Origin of the sequence: Bacillus swezeyi (assembly GCF_001969815.1) — a bacterium.
GTDB classification, from domain to species: Bacteria; Bacillota; Bacilli; order Bacillales; family Bacillaceae; genus Bacillus; species Bacillus swezeyi.
This window is the reverse complement of the sequence record NZ_MRBK01000006.1, coordinates 416,706-436,820: the sequence shown is the minus strand read 5'-3', so window position 1 is coordinate 436,820 and position 20,115 is coordinate 416,706. Positions and strand designations below refer to the sequence as shown.

Annotated in this window: 19 protein-coding genes and 1 riboswitch; of the genes, 16 read left to right on the top strand and 3 right to left on the bottom strand. The window is 46.4% G+C overall.

The genetic code is table 11. From position 1 onward, the window contains the following. Positions 1–15 precede the first annotated feature (15 nt). From BTA30_RS08345 to BTA30_RS08305, 9 genes are all read left to right on the top strand, one after another. Complete coding sequence (locus BTA30_RS08345) at positions 16–828, top strand: ABC transporter ATP-binding protein (protein WP_076760780.1); 813 nt, start codon at positions 16–18, stop codon at positions 826–828. A gap of 173 nt (positions 829–1,001) precedes the next feature. Next, the gene (locus tag BTA30_RS08340; protein ID WP_076760779.1) at positions 1,002–1,736 is read left to right on the top strand and encodes a response regulator transcription factor; all 735 of its coding nucleotides are present in this window, start codon (positions 1,002–1,004) and stop codon (positions 1,734–1,736) included. Continuing rightward, positions 1,726–3,471 (top strand): sensor histidine kinase, encoded by a 1,746-nt coding sequence (locus tag BTA30_RS08335; RefSeq protein WP_076760778.1) that lies wholly within the window; start codon positions 1,726–1,728, stop codon positions 3,469–3,471. Before BTA30_RS08340 ends, BTA30_RS08335 begins: the two co-directional genes overlap by 11 nt. 154 nt (positions 3,472–3,625) lie before the next feature. Beyond that, the gene (uxaC, locus tag BTA30_RS08330) at positions 3,626–5,059 is read left to right on the top strand and encodes a glucuronate isomerase (protein WP_076760777.1); all 1,434 of its coding nucleotides are present in this window, start codon (positions 3,626–3,628) and stop codon (positions 5,057–5,059) included. Positions 5,060–5,080: 21 nt separating this feature from the next. Further along, positions 5,081–6,469, top strand: coding sequence for a glycoside-pentoside-hexuronide (GPH):cation symporter (locus BTA30_RS08325; RefSeq protein WP_076760776.1), 1,389 nt, complete (start codon positions 5,081–5,083; stop codon positions 6,467–6,469). A 79-nt stretch (positions 6,470–6,548) separates the two neighbouring features. Next, positions 6,549–7,547, top strand: coding sequence for a LacI family DNA-binding transcriptional regulator (locus BTA30_RS08320; RefSeq protein ID WP_076760775.1), 999 nt, complete (start codon positions 6,549–6,551; stop codon positions 7,545–7,547). A 59-nt stretch (positions 7,548–7,606) separates the two neighbouring features. Further along, positions 7,607–9,070: a tagaturonate reductase gene (locus tag BTA30_RS08315; RefSeq protein WP_076760774.1), complete on the top strand. Its 1,464-nt coding sequence runs from the start codon at positions 7,607–7,609 to the stop codon at positions 9,068–9,070. Next, positions 9,070–10,560: a UxaA family hydrolase gene (locus tag BTA30_RS08310; RefSeq protein ID WP_076760773.1), complete on the top strand. Its 1,491-nt coding sequence runs from the start codon at positions 9,070–9,072 to the stop codon at positions 10,558–10,560. The genes BTA30_RS08315 and BTA30_RS08310 overlap by 1 nt, the downstream gene beginning before the upstream one ends. 14 nt (positions 10,561–10,574) lie before the next feature. Next, the gene (locus tag BTA30_RS08305; RefSeq protein WP_076760772.1) at positions 10,575–11,885 is read left to right on the top strand and encodes a glycoside hydrolase family 28 protein; all 1,311 of its coding nucleotides are present in this window, start codon (positions 10,575–10,577) and stop codon (positions 11,883–11,885) included. A 35-nt stretch (positions 11,886–11,920) separates the two neighbouring features. On the opposite strand, the gene BTA30_RS08300 is transcribed toward BTA30_RS08305, so the two are convergent. From BTA30_RS08300 to BTA30_RS23775, 3 genes are all read right to left on the bottom strand, one after another. Then, positions 11,921–12,712, bottom strand: coding sequence for an SDR family NAD(P)-dependent oxidoreductase (locus tag BTA30_RS08300; protein WP_076760771.1), 792 nt, complete (start codon positions 12,710–12,712; stop codon positions 11,921–11,923). A gap of 185 nt (positions 12,713–12,897) precedes the next feature. Beyond that, positions 12,898–13,131, bottom strand: coding sequence for an FCD domain-containing protein (locus BTA30_RS23780; RefSeq protein WP_239693647.1), 234 nt, complete (start codon positions 13,129–13,131; stop codon positions 12,898–12,900). A gap of 54 nt (positions 13,132–13,185) precedes the next feature. Beyond that, on the bottom strand, positions 13,186–13,332 hold the full coding sequence (locus BTA30_RS23775; protein ID WP_239693646.1) for a GntR family transcriptional regulator: 147 nt from the start codon (positions 13,330–13,332) through the stop codon (positions 13,186–13,188). Positions 13,333–13,503: 171 nt separating this feature from the next. Then, positions 13,504–13,671, top strand: a riboswitch (cobalamin riboswitch). Positions 13,672–13,785: 114 nt separating this feature from the next. On the opposite strand from BTA30_RS23775, the gene BTA30_RS08290 reads away from it, so the two are divergent. The 7 genes from BTA30_RS08290 to liaH all read left to right on the top strand — a co-directional run bounded on the left by BTA30_RS08290 (position 13,786) and on the right by liaH (position 20,043). After that, on the top strand, positions 13,786–14,736 hold the full coding sequence (locus tag BTA30_RS08290) for an ABC transporter substrate-binding protein (RefSeq protein ID WP_076760770.1): 951 nt from the start codon (positions 13,786–13,788) through the stop codon (positions 14,734–14,736). Then, positions 14,699–15,772, top strand: a complete 1,074-nt coding sequence (locus tag BTA30_RS08285; protein ID WP_076760769.1) for a FecCD family ABC transporter permease — start codon at positions 14,699–14,701, stop codon at positions 15,770–15,772. The genes BTA30_RS08290 and BTA30_RS08285 overlap by 38 nt, the downstream gene beginning before the upstream one ends. After that, positions 15,756–17,144: an ABC transporter ATP-binding protein gene (locus BTA30_RS08280; protein ID WP_076760768.1), complete on the top strand. Its 1,389-nt coding sequence runs from the start codon at positions 15,756–15,758 to the stop codon at positions 17,142–17,144. Before BTA30_RS08285 ends, BTA30_RS08280 begins: the two co-directional genes overlap by 17 nt. Further along, positions 17,141–17,710 carry a cob(I)yrinic acid a,c-diamide adenosyltransferase gene (locus BTA30_RS08275; RefSeq protein WP_076760767.1) on the top strand — a complete coding sequence of 190 codons (570 nt, stop codon included), beginning with the start codon at positions 17,141–17,143 and terminating at the stop codon, positions 17,708–17,710. Before BTA30_RS08280 ends, BTA30_RS08275 begins: the two co-directional genes overlap by 4 nt. Before the next feature lie 116 nt (positions 17,711–17,826). Continuing rightward, positions 17,827–18,780, top strand: coding sequence for a pectinesterase family protein (locus tag BTA30_RS08270; RefSeq protein ID WP_076760766.1), 954 nt, complete (start codon positions 17,827–17,829; stop codon positions 18,778–18,780). Between the two features lie 170 nt (positions 18,781–18,950). Continuing rightward, positions 18,951–19,340 (top strand): protein liaI, encoded by a 390-nt coding sequence (locus tag BTA30_RS08265; protein WP_076760765.1) that lies wholly within the window; start codon positions 18,951–18,953, stop codon positions 19,338–19,340. Positions 19,341–19,359: 19 nt separating this feature from the next. After that, the gene (liaH, locus tag BTA30_RS08260) at positions 19,360–20,043 is read left to right on the top strand and encodes a stress responsive protein LiaH (RefSeq protein WP_076760764.1); all 684 of its coding nucleotides are present in this window, start codon (positions 19,360–19,362) and stop codon (positions 20,041–20,043) included. The last annotated feature ends 72 nt before the right edge of the window (positions 20,044–20,115 follow it).

Below are 20,115 nucleotides of genomic sequence, written 5' to 3'. Positions count from 1 at the left end.
AGGGAAGATTGCAAGGTGTCTCTTTCTACAAACAAGCTGGGGATTGCCTACGGCGAACAGACGATTGTCGAAAACTTAAATCTCAATATACCAAAAGGAAAAGTGACGACCATGATCGGTCCGAACGGCTGCGGCAAATCAACGATCTTAAAGACGATGGCGAGATTACAGCGTTCGAAAACGGGCGCCGTTTATTTGAATGGCCAGGTGATCCATCAAATGTCAACGAAAGAGATCGCAAAACAAATGGCCATCCTTCCGCAAACGCCTGAAGCACCCGGAGGGCTTACCGTCTATGAACTTGTATCATACGGCCGCTTTCCGCACCAAAAAGGCATGGGCAGACTGACGGCCGATGACCGCCGCATCATCGAATGGTCGCTTCAGGTCACGGGAATGCAGCCGTTTTATGAACGGCCGATTGAAGCTCTTTCCGGAGGACAGCGCCAGCGCGTCTGGATTGCGATGGCTCTTGCTCAGGAGACCGAGCTGCTTTTGCTTGATGAACCGACAACTTATTTAGATTTGGCGCATCAGCTTGAAATTCTTACACTTTTGGAGAAACTGAATAAAGAAGAAGGCAGAACGATTTTGATGGTCATCCACGATCTGAACCATGCAGCCCGTTTTGCACATCATATGGTGGCATTGAACAAAGGCGCGATTATTAAAGAGGGAGCGCCGCATGACGTGATGACATCTGAAGTATTGAAAAAGGTTTTTCAAATTGACGCGGAGATCGTATCAGATCCGCGCACAGGCAAACCGGTATGTCTGACTTATGACCTTTTGAAAAAAGAAGAGGGCTCGAGGCTGGCAACCGGCTGACAGACATCGATAAGGTGTCTGTTTTTTGTTCCATTTTTTATACAGTCGATTAAATGATTTCTAAAAAAGTTTATTTTTACTTTAAAATATGAAAACGGCCGCCGATATAGACAGGATAGATGGTAAGATGGGATATAAGAAAACATGGTATAGAGAGAAAGGAAAGAAGGATAGTGGAAAATGCAGCAATTTTGATTGTGGATGATGAAGATGCCATCGTTCAAATGGTGAAGCGTGTCCTGACGAAAGAAGGGTTTAATGAAGTGTTGACAGCGAACAGCGCCGAAGAAGCCCTTGAAATCGTCAAAAAAGAAACCGTACATTTAATTCTGCTTGATGTCATGATGCCGGGACAGACCGGATTTGACGTTTCACCCGAAATCAAGCGGCACACAAATGCCCCGATCTTTTTTCTGACGGCGAAAACATCTGATCTAGACAAGCTGTCCGGGTTTGCCTATGGTGCCGATGATTATATTACAAAACCTTTTAATCCGCTGGAGTTAATAGCTAGAATTAAAGCTCATTTAAAAAGAACGTATATACATAAAGAGGTCGCCGCTAGTTCGGCAGCTTCAGCTTACGAGTATGAACGCTTTACATTTCATCCCGATTTCGCAGAGCTAATCGTTGATGGCGAAGCCGTCAGCTGTTCGGCGCAGCTTCTTCAGCTTCTGCAATACTTTTGCGATCATCCGAACAGGGTGCTTTCAAAGGATCAAATTTATGAGAAGGTATGGGGTGTGCCATCTTACGGCGACAGCAATACGGTGATGGTCCATATCCGAAAATTGAGAGAGAAAATCGAAGAAGACCCGAGCAACCCCGAATATATCGTCACGATTCGCGGCCTGGGGTACAAGTTCATGCCAAGCCCTGCAAGAAAAGGGATGAAGGATGAAGCTTAGGGGAAAATTAGTTGTCCATTTCGTCAGCCAGATTTTCCTGATTTTAGCTCTTGTCGTCGCGACTTTGTTTTTATCCTTGATCTTTTTCGCTCTCCGGTTAAGTGAGAGCGAAGCTGACACCGGTTTGGCGAAAGCTACTTCAGACACTTTTGAAACCTGGGTTACTGTCGATGAAAATAACAATTGGCACATTGAAGACATCTTAAAATCGGCCGTTGATAAGCAGGGGGGCTGGCTGCAGATATTAAACGGGAAAGAGGAGACCGTTTATTCCTATCGTCTTCCGCCGGAAATCCAAAGGCAGTATTATAGGGAAGACCTGGTGTCAGTCTTTGATAAAAAAAGAATCAAAAAATATAAGGTGAACTTTTGGTCTGCCAATTTTAATGATAAAGACTACGTCATTCTCTTCGGATGGGAGTCGAAAAGCGACACGATCCTGTCTTTTTTGGAGAAAGAAGAAAAAGATTTAGCAGACCTTTCCTCCTATAAAAAAAGCACGCTTGAATTCATTAAGAAAAACCAGGGGTCCGTCTATCTGTTTAGTGAAAAAGGCAAGCTTTTAAAATCGCTCTACCAAGATATTGATTACAGCCAGGGAATCAATGAATTGGAGCTTTTAAAATATGGATCAAAGCCGTGGAACTATGAGCATGAATTTTCATACAGACGCTTAAGCGCGACGGAATGGCTGATCGCCGCAACACCGAATCCGATTTTTAATCCGGATCACGAGTTCAACCGATCGATGATCGGTCTTGCGTTAAAACTTATTCTCCTTGTGATCGGCATTCTGCTTCTTTTGATGACAACGATGACCCTTTGGTATTCTTTCAGGTTCGGCATGCCGATCATCCATACGATTAAATGGATTACTAATCTTTCAAGAGGCCGCTTTGAAGAACCGCAAAACCGGAAGGGCCGTCCGAGAAGCAGAAATAAAAAGGGAAAAAGGAAACAGCCTTACCGGTTGTTTACCGAAGTTTTTGAATCGATGGAGCAGCTGGCAGAAACGCTGCAGAAAGATGAGCAAAACCGGAAAAAGATTCAAACGACGAGAGAGGAATGGATTGCCGGGCTGTCCCATGATTTAAAAACACCGCTCAGCACGATCTACGGCTACAGCATGATGCTCGAGTCCCCAAATTACGAATGGTCAAAAGAAGAAATTTTCGAAATCGGCCAGGCAATGAAAGAAAAATCAGATTATATGTCACAGCTGATTGAAGATTTGAATTTAACATACAGATTAAAAAACGACGCTTTGCCGATGAAACGGGAGCCGGTCAGGCTTGTGCCGTTTTTAAACAGCTTTGTTGAAGAATTCAAGCGCCATTCGTTTTCAGAAGGTTACCACGTGTTATTTGAGTATCAACATGAAGAGACAATGTTTGAGATTGACCGGAGCTGGTTCAGAAGAATTTTGGAAAACCTTCTCGCCAATGCAGTCAAACATAATAAAAAAGGCACCGCCATTAAAGTGATTCTCGAAGAATCAAAACAATACATCAATCTTAAGATACAAGACAATGGCAAAGGAATGGACTCTGAAACCGTCTCAAATTTATTCAACCGCTACTACAGGGGAACGCATACAAAAGATGCAACAGAAGGAAGCGGCCTCGGCCTCGCTATTTCCCTTGAGCTTGTCCACCTCCATGACGGATGCATCCAAGTCGACAGCCGGACAGGCTGGGGGACGGAAATTACGATGGAATTTAAGAAAAAGCCTTAGGAGCTGCCGGCTGATGCCGGCAGTTTTTTCTTGAGAAAATAATGGAAAAATTAAGCCGGGTGATATAAAATAAGAGTGAAATGTTAACGTTCACATTTTTCTGCGGATCATTATGTTCACGTTAACATAAATAATCAAAGGAAGGTGAAAAGCAGTGAAAACGTTTCTGAATGACGACTTTCTTTTAACGAATGATACGGCGCAAGCTTTGTACCATCAGTACGCAAAAGGGATGCCGATTATCGACTACCACTGCCACTTAAGTCCGAAAGAAATCTACGAAAACAAAACCTTCAAAAATATCACCGAAGTGTGGCTGTACGGTGATCATTACAAGTGGAGGGCGATGCGGGCGAACGGAATAGCCGAAGCATACATTACGGGAGATGCACCTGACGAAGATAAGTTTAAAGCTTGGGCTAAAACCGTTCCGATGACGATTGGAAATCCGCTTTATCATTGGACACATTTAGAGCTGCGGAGATTTTTCGGCATCTATGAACTGCTTGATGAAAAGAGCGCCCCTGAGATTTGGAAACAGGTCAATGAAGCGTTGAGCGGAGAAGGCTTCGGCGCAAGAGACTTGATCGAAAAATCAAATGTTGAAACAGTCGTAACGACGGACGACCCGACAGACAGCCTTGAGTATCATTTAAAGCTGAAAGATGAAGAATTCAATGTAAGCGTTTTACCGGGTTTCAGGCCGGACAAGGCGCTGGAAATCAATCAGGAAGGGTTTGCCGGCTGGGTGAAAAAACTTGAAGCAGCGAGCACCCTGCAAATTGACGATTATGACGGTTTTTTGAAAGCGCTTAAAAATAGAATTGATTTTTTCCATGAAGCGGGCGGCCGGATTTCGGACCATGCGATCAATCAAATGACTTATTTGGGAGCAGATGAAAAAGAAGTGCGGCCGATCTTTGCGAAAGCGATGAACGGCGGCCGGGTTTCGTTTGAAGAAGAGGCCAAATTTAAGTCACTTACACTGCATTTTTTAGGAACCTGCTACGCAGAAAAGGGCTGGGCGATGCAGCTGCATATTAACGCCCTGAGAAACAACAGCAGCAAAATGCACGAAATGCTCGGGCCTGATACAGGCTATGACGCCATCAATGATCAGGATATCGCAAAGCCTCTATGCCGCTTTCTTGATTCTCTTGACCAAAAAGATGCCCTGCCGAAAACGATTCTCTATTCCTTAAATCCCCGGGACAATGTCGTGATTTCGAGCTTATGCGGAAGCTTTCAGGATGGACGGATACCGGGAAAAATGCAGCATGGGACGGCCTGGTGGTTTAATGATACGAAGGACGGGATGCTCGAACAAATGAAATCACTTGCAAACATTGGGCTTTTGAGCCGTTTTATCGGAATGCTTACCGATTCTCGAAGCTTTCTGTCTTATACAAGACACGAATATTTCAGACGCCTGCTCTGTGATGTCATCGGCAGCTGGGTTGAAAAAGGCGAAGCGCCGGATGATCTCGAGCTGCTTGGGAAGATTGTCAAAGGGATCTGCTATGAAAATGCAAAACATTATTTTCAATTTGAGGTGAAAGACCGTTTGAACGTTAAATCAGAAAAATGATAGCAGAGGAGCTGCTTTCCCATGGAAATCCAGACGAACAAACAGACTGAAACAGCTGTCGCCACGCCAGAGAAATTAAGTTTAAAAGAAAAGGTTTCTTATGGTTTCGGAGATTTTGGGAACGGATTCATGTTTGACCTCGGACAGCTGTATCTATTGAAATTTTTTACGGATGTAGCCGGCATTCCGGCAGCGGCGGCAGGAGGCATTTTTCTCGTGAGCAAGCTTTTCGCAGCTGTCGTAGACCCAATCGTGGGAACATCGATCGATTACCGGAAGAATATCGGGCCAAAAGGGAAATTCAGGCCGTATTTATTATACGGAAGCTTTGTGCTCGCCATTTTGACAGTGCTGACATTTATTTCGCCAAACCTTTCACCGGCAGGCAAATTGATTTATGCTTATGCATCATACATGCTTTGGGGACTCGGCTATTCCTTTGTCAACATCCCTTACGGATCACTCGGTGCTGCCATGACACAAAATTCGGTGGAACGGACATCGCTCGCTTCTTTTCGTCAGGCCGGATCACTCGGCGCCCTCTTTGTAACGAGTATTGTCGTCATCCCGATGATTGTCAGGTTTGACAACCCTGCGGTCGCATATCCGGTTGTCATGGGTCTGATGTCCTTGCTGGGCGTGCTGTTCTTCTACATCTGCTACCGAAATTGCAACGAACGGATTATTGTCAAAGATGAAAAGTACAAGCAGGAAAAAGTGACTTTCAAGGCGATTTCCAAAACGTTTTTTACGAATAAACCGCTGTTGACGCTCATTCTCATGACGATTTTTACGATTTCCGCCTACAACATCAAATCTGCGATGCTGATTTATTTTGCGCAATATAACCTTGGCAATGCCGAGCTGATGGCCTATATGAACTTTATAATCATCGGTTCTTCCTTTATCGGTGTCATCATGCTGCCAAAGCTAGTTAAACTTTTCGGGAAGAAGCAAACCGCGATCTTCGGCCTTGGGATTTCCGTTTGTGCGGATCTGATCAACTTTTTCGTGCCGAGCAATGTCTTTGTATTTACGATTCTCGCCAGCATCGCATTCATCGGCATCAGCATTCCGAACGGAATCACATGGGCATTTGTATCAGATGCGATCGATTATGGCGAATGGAGAACAGGGGAGCGAAAGGAAGGAACCGTATATTCGCTGTTCAATTTTTCAAGAAAACTCGCTCAGTCGCTTTCAGGCTTCCTGTCGGGGATCGGGCTCGGCATCATCGGCTATGTTCCGAACGTCGCCCAAAAAGCGGGGACGCTGATCGGTATTAAAGCGATTCTGCTGTTATATCCTGCAGCGGCATTGGCAACGGCCATGCTCGTCCTCGGCTATCTGTACCGCCTGACAGATCAGAAGCATGCCGAAATGGTTGCTGAGATCGAGTCGAGAACATAGCCGAATATCACTTTCTAAAAAGCGCTCATGTTATGGTAAACTGATGGTATCAACAGCAGGAAAAGGCGGGTTAAAAACAATGTCAGTAACGATTAAAGATATTGCCAGGCTGGCGAATGTATCACACACCACAGTATCCAGAGCGCTGAATAACAGTCCGCTGATTAAAGAAAAAACGAAGCGGAAAATACTCGATATCGCAGCCGAAATGAATTATAAACCGAATTTCAATGCGAAAAGCCTTGTCGCGCAAAAGTCGTTTACGATCGGCTTGTTTTTGACAAGTCTGACAGACGGAACGTCTTCGAGCTTTTTTGCAGATGTTCTGCGCGGTGTCACCAAAGTGATCGATGAAAACTATAATATGTTTGTCAGGGGGATCGACGACTACCATGATTTGTCCTCCATTCACCGCAACCGTTATGACGGCATCATTTTAATCAGTCAAAGCGAACGGGATCAGGCATTTCTTGATCATGTGCTCAAGCAAGGCATCCCGGTTGTCGTACTGAACAGAAAAATTCAGGGGCAGTCTGTCATTAATATATTGGCCAATGAAAATGAAGGGGCTTACCTTGCAGCTTCACATTTCATCGAAAACGGCCATAATCGGATGGCGATGGTTCAAGGAAAAGAAGGTTTCAAGTCTTCCCAGGAAAGAAAAGCGGGTTTTCTCCATGCGCTTCGCGCCCACGGCCTTCCCGTTCAGAGCGAATATCTCATCCGCGGCGACTATACGATGAAAAGCGGATACAGTGCAGTTGAAGCATTGCTGCGGCTGAAAAATCCTCCGACAGCTTTGTTTTGTGCCAATGATGATATGGCGATTGGAGCGATGAACGCCCTTTATGCAAATGGAAAGCGCTGTCCTGACGATATGTCGATTATCGGTTTTGATGATATTGGTTTCTCGGCCTATACAACACCGTCTTTGACAACCATTAAAAAACCGACTGAAAAAATCAGCGTGCTTGGAGCAGAGAGCTTGTTGTCCCTGATCGAAAATCCGCTTGCTGAATGCAGGCAAACGCTGATCAGCACAGAGCTGATCGTTCGGAATTCCGTCAGGAAATTGTAGCATCTTCATTGATGCGCCGCAAAATGTTAACGTGTGCAATCAAGAAGGAGGGGACTTAGTTGGAGAGATTGTCCAAACGTATAAGGTGTAAGCCGACATATCCCGAACGGATTTTGCAAATCGGGGAAGGAAATTTTATGAGGGGATTTATTGACTGGCAGATTCATAGATTGAATGAAGAAACAGATTTTAACGGCAGCGTCGTCGTCGTTCCTCCGCGCCGCGGTTCAGTGCAGGCTATGAATGAACAGGATGGGCTTTATACGCTTTATCTGGAAGGCCGTCAGGAAGGACGAGAAATTCGTGAATCCGTTGTCATTACATCGATCAGCAGGGGGGTCAGCAGCTATGAGCATTATGATGAATTTATGGCTGTTGCCGATCTTCCGGATTTGCGGTTCGTCTTTTCAAATACGACTGAAGCAGGCATCGTTTTTCTGCAAGAGGACCGGCTTCATGACCGTCCGCAGAAGAGTTTTCCAGGAAAACTGACCGCTCTTTTATACAGAAGGTACCGCACGTTTGACGGAAGTGAGGAAAAGGGTCTCGTGATTCTTCCGTGTGAACTGCTTGAGGACAACGGCAAAAAACTGAAAGAGATTGTGTTGCGATATGCAGAACTGTGGGAGCTGGAGAAAGGGTTCATGGATTGGCTTGAACGGGCAAATGTGTTTTGCAATACGCTTGTAGACAGGATTGTGCCGGGCTTTCCGAAAAAGAATGCCCATCAGCTTGAGAAGGCTGCGGGGTACCGCGATTCCCTGATCGTGACAGCCGAGCCGTACCATTTGTTTGTCATTGACGGACCGGATTGGCTTCAGGATGAGCTGCCATTTCAACAAGCCGGTCTGAATGTTGAATTTGTCCATGATGTTGCGCCGTACAGGGTGCGAAAGGTCAGGATATTAAACGGCGCTCATACCGCAATGACGCCTATTGCTTATTTGGCGGGACTTGATACAGTTCGTGAGGCGGCTGAAGACGAGCTTGTCGGAGCATTCATTCAAGAGCTGATCGAACATGAGGTGATCCCGACGATTGATTTGCCTGCGGCTCAGCTGCGTTCTTATATGAAGGAAATTCTGGACCGGCTTAAAAATCCGTTTATCCGTCATCAATTAATTGATATTTCCCTGAATTCGTTTGCGAAATTTAAAATTAGAAACTTGCCCGTTTTAACGGAGTCCGTCAAACAAACCGGCAAGCTTCCTGCAAGAACCGTATTTGCTTTAAGCGCTTTAATTTATTTTTATCAAGGCAAACGCGGTGATGAAGACATTCCGCTGTCTGACGATGCGGAGACATTGGCATTCCTGCAAGGGCTTTGGGCGGATGAAGCAGATGTCGCAAAAATCGCACGCCGTGTCCTTCAATCTGAAAAACTATGGGGGCAGAATCTAAATGAATGGCCCGGCTTAACAGATAGAGTGGCAGAATATTTAGGGAGCATCAAACAAGCCGGTATGAAAGAAGCGCTGAAAAACATGATGAAAAGCCAAATGGCTGAGCTGGGGGATATATAATGAAAGACTGCTTGATCATCAATCCTGCAGATAACGTCGGAATCGCGTTAAGAGATGTAAAGACAGGCGAAACGATCGCCGCGGGAGAACAGACAATTCTCATCAAGGGGACGATCATGAAAGGCCATAAGTTTGCATTAAAGGACATCGCCAAACATGAAAATATCGTCAAATACGGTTTTCCGATCGGGCACGCTACGGAAGCCATTCAAAAGGGAGAATGGGTGCACACGAACAATGTGAAAACGAATTTGGGCGGTGTTGAAGAATACAGCTACAAACCGAGATTTACAGAAAATCCATATGAAAAAGAGCCGCTCACGTTTAAAGGCTTTAAACGAAAGGACGGCAAAACAGGAATCAGAAACGAGCTATGGATCGTACCGACGGTCGGCTGTGTAAATGGCGTCGCAGAGTTAATCATTAAAGAATTTAAGGCTGAGATCGGCGACATCGCTCCATTTGAAGGTGTTCACGTATTAAAGCATCAGTACGGCTGCTCACAGCTTGGTGATGATCATATCAATACGAGAACGATTTTAGCGAATGCCGTCAAACACCCAAATGCCGGCGGCGTGCTTGTGCTGGGCCTCGGCTGTGAAAACAACAGCATTCACGAATTCCGGGAAGCACTCGGGGATTATGATCATGACCGAGTGAAATTTCTTCTTTCCCAAGAGGTCTCAGACGAGGTCACCGAGGGTGTCAAACTGTTAAAAGAAATTTACGAACATGCACAGTTTGACAAACGAGAGGATGCACCGCTTTCAGAATTAAAGATCGGATTGAAATGCGGCGGTTCTGACGGTTTTTCGGGTATCACAGCGAATCCGCTGCTCGGCAGGCTGTCCGACTTTCTGATCGCCCAAGGCGGAACGGCGGTTTTGACGGAAGTGCCTGAAATGTTTGGAGCGGAAACGCTGCTTATGGAGCGGGCTGAAAACGAAGAAGTATTTCATAAAATTGTCCGTTTGATCAATGAGTTTAAACAGTATTTTATCGACCACCGTCAGCCGGTTTATGAAAATCCGTCTCCCGGAAATAAAGAGGGGGGGATTACCACATTGGAGGATAAGTCGCTCGGCTGCACGCAAAAAGCCGGCACTTCAAAGGTAACGGATGTGCTTGACTACGGTGAGATTTTGAAAAAGAAAGGGCTGAACTTGCTGAGTGCGCCGGGCAATGACCTTGTCGCTTCATCTGCGCTGGCTGCCGCAGGATGTCAAATCGTCCTGTTTACGACAGGCAGGGGCACGCCTTTTGGCACGTTTGTGCCGACGATGAAAATGTCGACAAATACAAACATGTATGAAACGAAGCGCCATTGGATCGACTTTAATGCAGGGAGGGTGCTCGAAGACCTTTCTGAAGAGGGCATTCTGAAGGAACTGATCGATTTTCTGCTTGAAGTGGCAAGCGGCAAACAGCTGAATAATGAAAAAAACGATTTCAGAGAACTGGCAATCTTTAAAACAGGCGTCACATTGTAAGGAGGGAGGCAGACTTGACTCTGAATAGAAAAAAAGAAGAGATTTTAAGGCAGATCACCGTTCCCGTTTTTCCAAACCGCCATTTTGATGTCACTGAGTTCGGAGCGGATGCCAGCGGTAAGGCGGATTCAACGGCGTCAATTCAGCAGGCGATCGATGAAGCTTATCAAGCAGGCGGCGGAACAGCGATTTTGCCAAAAGGCGTGTTTCGTTCCGGAGCGCTCAGGCTGAAAAGCAATGTAGAACTGCATATCGAACAGGGAGCCGCCATCAAGTTCAGCCAGAATCCGAACGATTACCTTCCCGTTGTTCTCACGAGATTTGAAGGAGTTGAACTTTATAATTATTCACCGCTCATCTATGCTTACGAAGCCGAAAATATTGCGCTGACAGGCAAAGGAACGCTGGACGGCCAAGGGGATGAAGAGCATTGGTGGCCGTGGAAGCGGGGAACAAACGGCCAGCCTTCACAGGAAAAAGACCGCGATGCCCTCTTTGAGATGGCGGAGCGGAATGTGCCGGTTGAAGAGCGGCGGTTTGGAAAAGGCCATTATTTACGGCCGAACTTTATTCAGCCGTACCGCTGCCAAAATATTTTGATCAAGGATGTTACCGTGCTGAATTCGCCGATGTGGCAGGTTCATCCCGTGCTTTGCGAGAATGTGACCGTAGACGGCGTCAAGGTGGTCGGACATGGGCCCAACACCGATGGAGTCAATCCCGAATCGTGCAAAAATGTGGTGATTAAGCATTGCCATTTTGATAATGGCGACGATTGTATTGCCGTCAAATCAGGAAGAAATGCCGATGGCCGGAGGATCAACATACCGGCGGAAAACATCATCATTGAGAATAATGAAATGAAAGACGGCCACGGAGGCGTAACGATCGGCAGCGAAATTTCGGGCGGTGTAAAAAACATATTTGCCGAAGGCAATCTCATGGACAGTCCGAATCTGGACAGGGCTCTCCGCATTAAAACGAATTCAGTGCGCGGAGGCATTCTCAAAAACATTTATTTTCACAAAAACGTTGTAAAAAGCCTGAAACGGGAAGTGATTGCCATTGATATGGAATATGAAGAAGGAGATGCCGGAAACTTTAAACCGGTCGTCCGCGACATTGAAGTGGATCAGCTGAAAAGCACCGGCGGACAATACGGAATTCGGGTTTTGGCATATGACCATTCACCGGTTACCGGGCTGAAGGTGACCGATTCTAAGATTGACGGCGTCGAGATTCCGATGGAATTGAAGAATGTGAAAGATCCTGTTTTTTTAAATCTTTATATTAACGGGAAGCGCTATGATTCATCTGAACAATAAACAGAAATCCTCTGCCGATAAGCAGAGGATTTTTGTTAGATAGAGCGGATAATCCCGCCTTCCACCCTTTGAGCCGAGCCATTGATGGCCGCAGCTTTCTCAGAGGCGAGATAGACGATTGTGCTGGCCACTTCTTCCGGTTTAGCATAGCGCTGAATTAAAGAAGTCGGCTCATTCACTTTGAAATAATCTTTGACAAATGTGTCTAAATCGGTTTCCTCCGCAGCGGCTGCCCCTTCCATATAATTGGCGACGCCTTCGGTCCAGGTAGGCCCCGGAAGAACCGAATTGACGGTCACATTTGTCCCTTTTGTCATTTCCGCCAAACCTCTTGATAAACTGATCAAAGCGGTTTTCGTCATGGAATAAGGAATCATCTGTGGTAGCGGCTTGATGCCGGCTTCACTCGCCAAATTAAGAATCCTTCCTTCGTTCCGCTTCAGCATGTTTGGCAAAAAGGCGCGGCAAAGGCGGACGGCGCTTAAGACGTTCACCTCAAAATATTTGAGCCACTCTTCGTCTGTGACATCCGCAAATTCCTTCACTTCGAAAAACCCCATGTTGTTGACGAGAACATCAAGCTCCCCGATTTGTTCGGCTTTTTCTGCGAATGTCCGGCTTTCTTTTGGGTCAGATAAATCAGCGGCGATTCCGTGAACAATCCCATATCGGGAAAGCTCCTCAACAACGGACTGGACTTTCTCTTCCGTCCGTCCGTTTACGATCACCTCTGCACCTTCGGCAAGAAAGGCTTCGGCCGTCGCTTTTCCTATCCCTGCCGTAGAACCTGTAACTAAAACGAGTTTGTTTTGCAGTTTCAAATCCATCTAAAATCAATCCTTGTTAAAAGTGTATGATGAAAAAGCGTCCAATACCAGTATAGCGCAGCCGGACGGTGTGGTCGAAAATCGTGCTTCAGAAAGGTTGGCAAGCCTATTGTTCTCTTTCTTTTAATGCTTTATGAATATCTTCCATCGGACGGAGCCCATTTTTTTCATGACTTCAGCCGCCTTTAGCGGATCGTTTTTTCGAATGCGGCAGCCATTTCCCATATTGCCATTTTGGACTGGCGGAAAGATTGAAAAAGAAGAACGGCTGAAAACTGAAGGATGTACGGATTTTTGGATGTTTCTGTAATCAGATTGTGAAACTGTTCGTCAAGCCCTGCCGCATCATGCTTCCTTCCAGCTTTGAGTACATCTTCATATTCGGCTGCAATTGAGTTCAGCTCTGGATAAATCTTCACGCGTCAAGAGCGTTGCGGCCAAGACCTGGAGCTGAGCGAACGGCGGATAGATCGTCAGCGCATGATCGTAATTTTTGTTTCAACAAAGCCTTGAGATTCCAAAAGCAGGAGTGCTTCCCTGACAGGGGTGCGGCTGACGCCGATCGCTTCGGCGGGATCGAAGTCTGTGACTTTTTCGACGGGGCTCAAGCGTCCCGTCAACGATCCAGCGCTTGATTGAATTTGCTGAAAGCCTGATTTGAGAAGTGAAATTTTTCGGTATCGGCTATGCGATATATCGTAATTGCTATTGCGAATTCGTTTGAAAACACCCTTTTTCAAATCTCGTATACAAGCCTGATCCGATTATAGTATAATAATTCAGAAATTAGGATACGAATGAGTCAGAAAGGTGCTGCTTCCTGGAAGCAGCTTAAAAGGGGAAGCCGGTGAAAACCCGGCGCGGTCCCGCCGCTGTCATTGGGAGCGAACCGGATGCTAAACAAGCGCCTGAAAGCGATGATCAAGAGCCAGAATGCCTGCCTGGATGATGACGCGCCTAGTCTGCGAGGACAGATGCGGTGTAAGCGATGTGCACATTTTTTGTCCGTTCATTGTTTGCTGCATCTTTACTGAGTAGAGATGTTTTTTATTTTATCCCGAGGAGGAAGCAAGATGAAGAAGTTTGCAGGTTTGTTGCTTTCACTGCTTTTGGCCGCTGGTGTCCTGGCCGGCTGCGGATCAGCGGAAGCGCCGGCACAGCAGCAAAAACAGGAAAAAACAGCTGAAGCGTTTCCGGCTGAAGTAAAGGATGCTTCAGGAAAAGAAATCAAGATTGAAAAAGAACCGCAGAAAATTGTCTCTTTGATGCCGAGCAATACCGAGATTACATATGCCCTCGGCCTGGGCAAAAAAGTCGTCGGTGTGACGGATTTTGATACATATCCAAAAGAAGTGAAGGATGTTGAAAAAATTGGCGGCATGGAATTTAATACGGAAAAAATTATCTCACTAAATCCCGATCTGGTACTGGCCCATGCTTCATCGATGCAGAGTGCTGAAGAAGGGCTGAAACAGCTGCGCGATGCCGGGATTCCGGTGGTAACGGTCAATGATGCGACGTCCTTTGAGGAAACGTACCAGTCGATCAATATGATTGGAGAGGCGACCGGTGCGAAGCAGGAGGCCGGAGACCTTGTGAAGAGCATGAAATCAGATCTTGCCGCTATTAAAGAAAAAGCTGAAAGGATTTCTGAAAGCGAGCAAAAAAAGGTATTTGTCGAAGTTTCTCCCGCCCCTGACATTTATACGACCGGAAAAGGCACCTTCATGAATGAAATGCTGGAAGCGATCCATGCGAAAAACGCTGCTTCAGAACAGGAAGGCTGGGCCAAGATGACAGAGGAATCGATCGTCAAGCTGAATCCTGATGTGATCGTGACAACAAACGGCGCCACATCTGTCGACGAGATCAAAAAACGTAGCGGCTGGAGCAATGTAAAAGCAATTCAAAATAACGAAGTATACGACGTGGATCCTGACCTTGTGACCCGTCCGGGACCGCGGCTGATCAAAGGGGTCGAAGAGCTTGCGGAAAACATTTACCCTGACGTTTTTAAGAAATAACCGCTTTGCGGCATATCTCGCCAGTTTGATATTTTTGTCGGCATCTATTCTTATGGGAATCTCTATCGGATCTTTGGAGATTCCCATTCCTTCTATTATCAAGGTTTTTTTGCATGAATTGTTCGGTATTCAAGGGATAGAGCCTGATCCGACAGAAGCGAACATCATTATGAAAATCAGGCTTCCGAGGGTGATTTTGGCTGCGCTCGTCGGTGCGGCGCTGGCTGCGGCGGGCGCCGGATTTCAGGGGCTTTTGAAAAACCCGCTCGCAGATCCATATACGCTGGGCATTTCATCGGGAGCGGCCGTGGGAGCCGTCGTTACTCTGTTTTTCGGAATTCAGCTCCCGGTTATCGGAAGTTTCACACTTCCGTTTCTGAGTGTCGCCGCAGCTGTTGCCGTGATTTTTATGGTTTTGCTGTTTGCCAGGCTCGTTCACCCGTCACTGACGCTGTCTGCATTGATTTTAACCGGGATTATCTTCAGTTCTTTTTTGGGTGCGCTTATTTCTTTAATGATTGCACTGACGGGCGATGATTTAAAACCGATCGTTCATTGGCTGCTTGGCAGCGTGTCGATGAGAGGCTGGAGCTATATTTTTCTGTTTTTGCCGTTTTTTCTATGCGGAATTGTCGGTTTATTGCTGAATGCAAGAGAATTAAATGTGATGACATATGGAGAGGCAAAAGCCAAGCTGCTCGGCGTCAATGTGGAATCGAGAAAGATCGCCGTACTCATCTCCGGATCTGTTTTAACCGGGGCAGCCGTTGCTGTATCGGGCACGATCGGATTTGTCGGCCTTGTTGTTCCCCACATCATCCGCCTGATATGGGGAACAGATCACAGACATTTGCTGCCGCTTTCCATCCTCAACGGCGCCGGATTTCTTGTGCTTGCCGATTTGACGGCACGTACGATTATCGAGCCGTCTGAACTGCCGATCGGGATCATAACAGCCTTAATAGGAGCGCCGGTATTCGGATTTATTTTGATTCGCCGGCAGCGTGGAGGAATTCACAATGTTGGACGTTCGTAATCTTTCAGGTGGATACGGCCGGAAGGATATCGTGAAACACATCAATTTTTCAGTTGCAAAAGGAGAATTTTTCGGGATCATCGGTCCGAATGGAAGCGGGAAAACGACGCTTTTGCGTTTGATCAACGGAACGCTGAAACAGGCGGAGGGTTCGATACATTTAGCCGGAAAACGGCTGGAGTCGTATTCACCTAAAGCTTTGGCCAGACTGGCGGCTACGCTTCCTCAAAAAACGGATCAGGCTTTTAGCTTTTCCGTCAAAGAAACGGTTTTATTTGGCCGCTACCCATATCAAAAAGGCATATTCAGACAATCTGCCGAGCGCGACGAAGAGATTGCAAGAAAAGTGATGGAGGAGACGGGTGTCATTCAGTTTGCCGATCACGCGATTCATGAACTGAGCGGGGGAGAGCAGCAGCGCGTTTACTTGGCTCAGGCCTTGGCCCAAGAGCCTGATATTCTGCTTCTGGATGAACCGACTAATTTTTTAGATTTATCCTATCAAAAGCAGCTCCTCGATCTGATCAAGTCTCTGTCGATTGAGAAGGGTCTTGCAGTTGTTTCCGTATTTCACGACTTAAACATTGCAAGCTTATACTGCGACAGGCTTCTAATGATGAAAAACGGCGGGATTGAAGCGCTGCACACGACGGATGAAGTGATTCAAGAGCAAAAGGTGAATGAAGTCTATGAGACAACGGTCAAGCATTTATTTCATCGGGAACGCTCAAGGCCGCAGATCATGATTGAGCCCGAAAGAGCCGAAAAAACAGATGAAGCAGTTCCATTTGCAGCACTTATTGAAGCGCGTTCTGAGGGCCTCTTCTTGGAGACAGAGCGGCCGCTTAAAGTACTGGCCTCTTCTCAGATCGGAGCCGGTATCGGCTGGAAAAGGACATTGATCAGCCGTTATGTATCCAAAGAGGAGCAGCCTGGTCACCTGTGCGATTTTCTCGCTGCAAAAGGAATCAACCCTTCTTCAGCCTGTGCCGCATTGACGGCGGTAGAACCTGAACAGGCGGTTTTTCGGTCACTTTCTATAGGAGCTGTTTCTCTTTTTACCGCGGTAATGGCATGTCCGGGCGAAGGAGGCATTACCGTTTGGGTGATGGTGAACGGAAAGCTGTCGGAAAAGGCATTGGTCCAGGCTTTAGTAACCGTTTCTGAAGCAAAGGCCGCCGCGCTCGCAGAAGAGCAGACAGCCGGCGGGCCGCTTCCGACAGTACATCACACAGACAGTGTTCTGATTGCCGCGGACGGAAGCGGCGCCGAATTTGACGGCGCTTTAAAAACGGAGCCCCTTGGCTCTTTGATCAGCCAAAGCGTTTATGATTGCATAAAAGAAGCGATGAGAAAGGGGAGCGAACAGTGAAGCTGTACACGAAAACAGGTGATAAAGGGAAGACACATGTCATCGGCGGCCGCGTTGATAAAGATGATGCCCGTGTCGAATGCTATGGAACGATCGATGAACTGAACAGTTTCATCGGCATTGTGCTTGCCGAACTTGAAGACGGCGAACGTTTCAGTGATGTCAAAAGCGAGCTTTTCAAGATTCAGCATGAGCTGTTTGACTGTGGCAGCGATTTGGCTTACATCTCTCCAAAAGGGAATGCCAAGCTGAAGGAAGAAGCCGTTGCATTTTTGGAAGAGCGAATTGATATATACAGTGAGGAAGCGCCTGAGCTTGAAAAGTTCATTCTTCCGGGCGGCTCCAAGGCCGCGGCATATATGCACGCTGCCAGAACCGTTGCGCGCCGTGCGGAGCGTCTGACGGTGGCACTGATGAAAAAAGCGGAAATTCGCGATGTGCCGCTCCGCTATTTAAACAGGCTGTCAGATTATTTGTTTGCCGCTGCCAGGGTCATTAATTTCAGGTTGAACATCAAAGATGTTGAATATGAAAGAAGCGCCATTGTTTTTAAAAGTAAACGGTAGGCTGCTGATTCCCTGCAATTTTGTCGATCTATTACATCAAGCTGTTTTCCGGCAGGGGAAAACGGCTTTTTGTCGTAATTTTAAGTAAGCGCTTTCAACAAAAAGGGGGAATACGGATGATCAATCGCGAAAAAGCCGCGGTCAGGCTGACGGTGTCAAAAGATAGGGATGGCGAATTTAAAACCGTTCAGGAGGCTGTCGATGCTTTGCCGGAGTACAGTCTTGAAAAAAAGGAGATTTTGATTAAGAAAGGCATTTATAAAGAAGTGGTTCGGATTCCTGCGACAAAGCCGTTTGTCAAGCTGATTGGCGAAAACAAAAACGACACCGTCATTACTTATGACAATTATGCGGGGAAAGAAAAGGAAGGGGGAGGTAGGTACGGAACGAGCGGAAGCGCCAGTGTGTTTATTTATGCGGATGATTTTGAAGCGGAAAACCTGACATTTGAAAATTCGTTTGACCGAACGAAAGTAGATACGACTGGAACTCAGGCAGTGGCGGTCTATGCGAAGGGAAACCGAATGATTTTTAAACATTCCAGATTTATCGGCAGGCAGGATACACTATTTGTTAATGATGGCGCACAATATTTTGATCAATGCTATATAGAAGGGGATGTCGATTTTATTTTTGGAGGAGCGAGAGCGGTTTTTGAAAACTGCCGGATTCATAGCGCAGATCGCGGCTCCGCCACCAATAACGGCTATGTGACAGCCGCCAGTACCCAAATAACGAAACCGTTCGGCTTTTTCATCACAAATTGCAGGCTGACAAGCGATGCAGCTGACGGGACGGTTTATCTCGGCCGTCCGTGGCATCCGGGAGGAGACCCTGACGCCATCGCCAGCGTTTTATATCATAATTGTTCTCTCGGCGCTCACATTCAACCTGAAGGGTGGACGGATATGTCGGGCTTCTCGGCTGCCGATGCGAGATTGTATGAATATCGGAATACGGGGCCGGGGGCGGTTTTTCATGAGGCGAGAAGACAGATATCAGATCAGGAGGCGGAAAACTGGACCATTGAAAATGTTCTGGACGGCTGGAATCCGAAAATTGAACAATAGCTCACCAAACAATGAAGACCGCTCTTTCTCAGTAAAGAGCGGTCTTCATTGATTTGGCGGTCTTATCCGCCCTACGACTCTGGTCTTACAATAAAATCAATCTGTGACTCGTTTTGTCGAAGCCTGAAATTGACTATAGTGAATACATGAACAAGAAAGGAGGAGCAAGCATGAAGATAAATGGAAAATCAGTCATCGGCTTTTTTCTGATCCTGTTTGGCATCTCGCTGTTTTTCGGGGGAGGCCATTTTGGCGGATTGATCACAGGCGCAATTGGAGCTGTGCTTATCTATTACGGCATTAAAAAGTGGAAAGAAGGCCGTCAGTTTGCCGCTGTCATCCTGACCATCATCGGCATCATGTTTTTGGGAGGATCTCTTCCTTTTCTGATCGGCATCGCACTTGCCGCTGCCATGGTTTATTTCGGCTGGAAGATGATGAAGCAAGATGGAAAACAAGGAGAAAGCATCTATTATTCAGAGAAAACCGAGCCTTCCGCTGCATCATATGATACCGGCTTTGATGCGGAGTGGGAAGACTTTTTGAAAAAGAATAAATAAACACAGGGAGGAATCAATCATGCCGTTCAAAAGAATAAGAGACATGTTTGTTGCATCAGTTAATGAAGGATTGGATAAAATTGAAAACCCGCGGGTGATGTTGAATCAATACGTACGCGATATGGAAAGCGATATTGCAAAGGCCAAGCATACGATTGTCAAACAGCAGACGATTGAACAAAGTTTCAAAGGGAAGCATGAGGAGGCTGAAAAACTGGCCGTCAAACGCAGAAACCAGGCACAGCTTGCTTTTGATGCTGGTGAAGAAGAGCTTGCCAAAAAGGCTCTTTCCGAAATGAAGTATTTTGAAGAAAAAGCATCGGAATATCAAGAAGCTTATCACCATGCGAAAAAGCAGCTTGCTGAATTAAAAGAGCAGCTGCAAACGCTCGAAGTCAAACTGCGTGACATAAAAGACAGAAAACATGCATTAATCGCACGGGCCAACGCGGTAAAAGCAAAAGAACATATGAATGCATCCTTTAATAAAATCGATAGCGAAAGCGCGTACCGCGAGTTTATGAGAATGGAAACCCGGATTGAAGAAATGGAAGCTAAGGTGAACAGCTATGCTGAAATTTCCGCGGGATCAGGGAGCTCATACAGCCGTCTTGAATATGCGAAAGAGGTCGAAGAAGAGCTCGAAAAAATGCGCGCTCAAAAGGTCGGCTTGGAAAAGCAAACATCAGCCGGAAATGAATAATCAGAAAGGGGCTTAACGGGCCCCTTCTGCAATTTTTAATTTCTTTCAAAGGAAACTTTCCTTATAATAAGG

Coding starts and splice junctions, on each gene's coding strand:
- BTA30_RS08335 (WP_076760778.1), top strand. CDS start 1,726: ATGAAGCTTAGGGGAAAATTAGTTGTCCATTTCGTCAGCCAGATTTTC.
- BTA30_RS08325 (WP_076760776.1), top strand. CDS start 5,081: ATGGAAATCCAGACGAACAAACAGACTGAAACAGCTGTCGCCACGCCA.
- BTA30_RS08320 (WP_076760775.1), top strand. CDS start 6,549: ATGTCAGTAACGATTAAAGATATTGCCAGGCTGGCGAATGTATCACAC.
- BTA30_RS08310 (WP_076760773.1), top strand. CDS start 9,070: ATGAAAGACTGCTTGATCATCAATCCTGCAGATAACGTCGGAATCGCG.
- BTA30_RS08300 (WP_076760771.1), bottom strand. CDS start 12,712: ATGGATTTGAAACTGCAAAACAAACTCGTTTTAGTTACAGGTTCTACG.
- BTA30_RS08290 (WP_076760770.1), top strand. CDS start 13,786: ATGAAGAAGTTTGCAGGTTTGTTGCTTTCACTGCTTTTGGCCGCTGGT.
- BTA30_RS08280 (WP_076760768.1), top strand. CDS start 15,756: ATGTTGGACGTTCGTAATCTTTCAGGTGGATACGGCCGGAAGGATATC.
- BTA30_RS08270 (WP_076760766.1), top strand. CDS start 17,827: ATGATCAATCGCGAAAAAGCCGCGGTCAGGCTGACGGTGTCAAAAGAT.
- BTA30_RS08265 (WP_076760765.1), top strand. CDS start 18,951: ATGAAGATAAATGGAAAATCAGTCATCGGCTTTTTTCTGATCCTGTTT.
- liaH (WP_076760764.1), top strand. CDS start 19,360: ATGCCGTTCAAAAGAATAAGAGACATGTTTGTTGCATCAGTTAATGAA.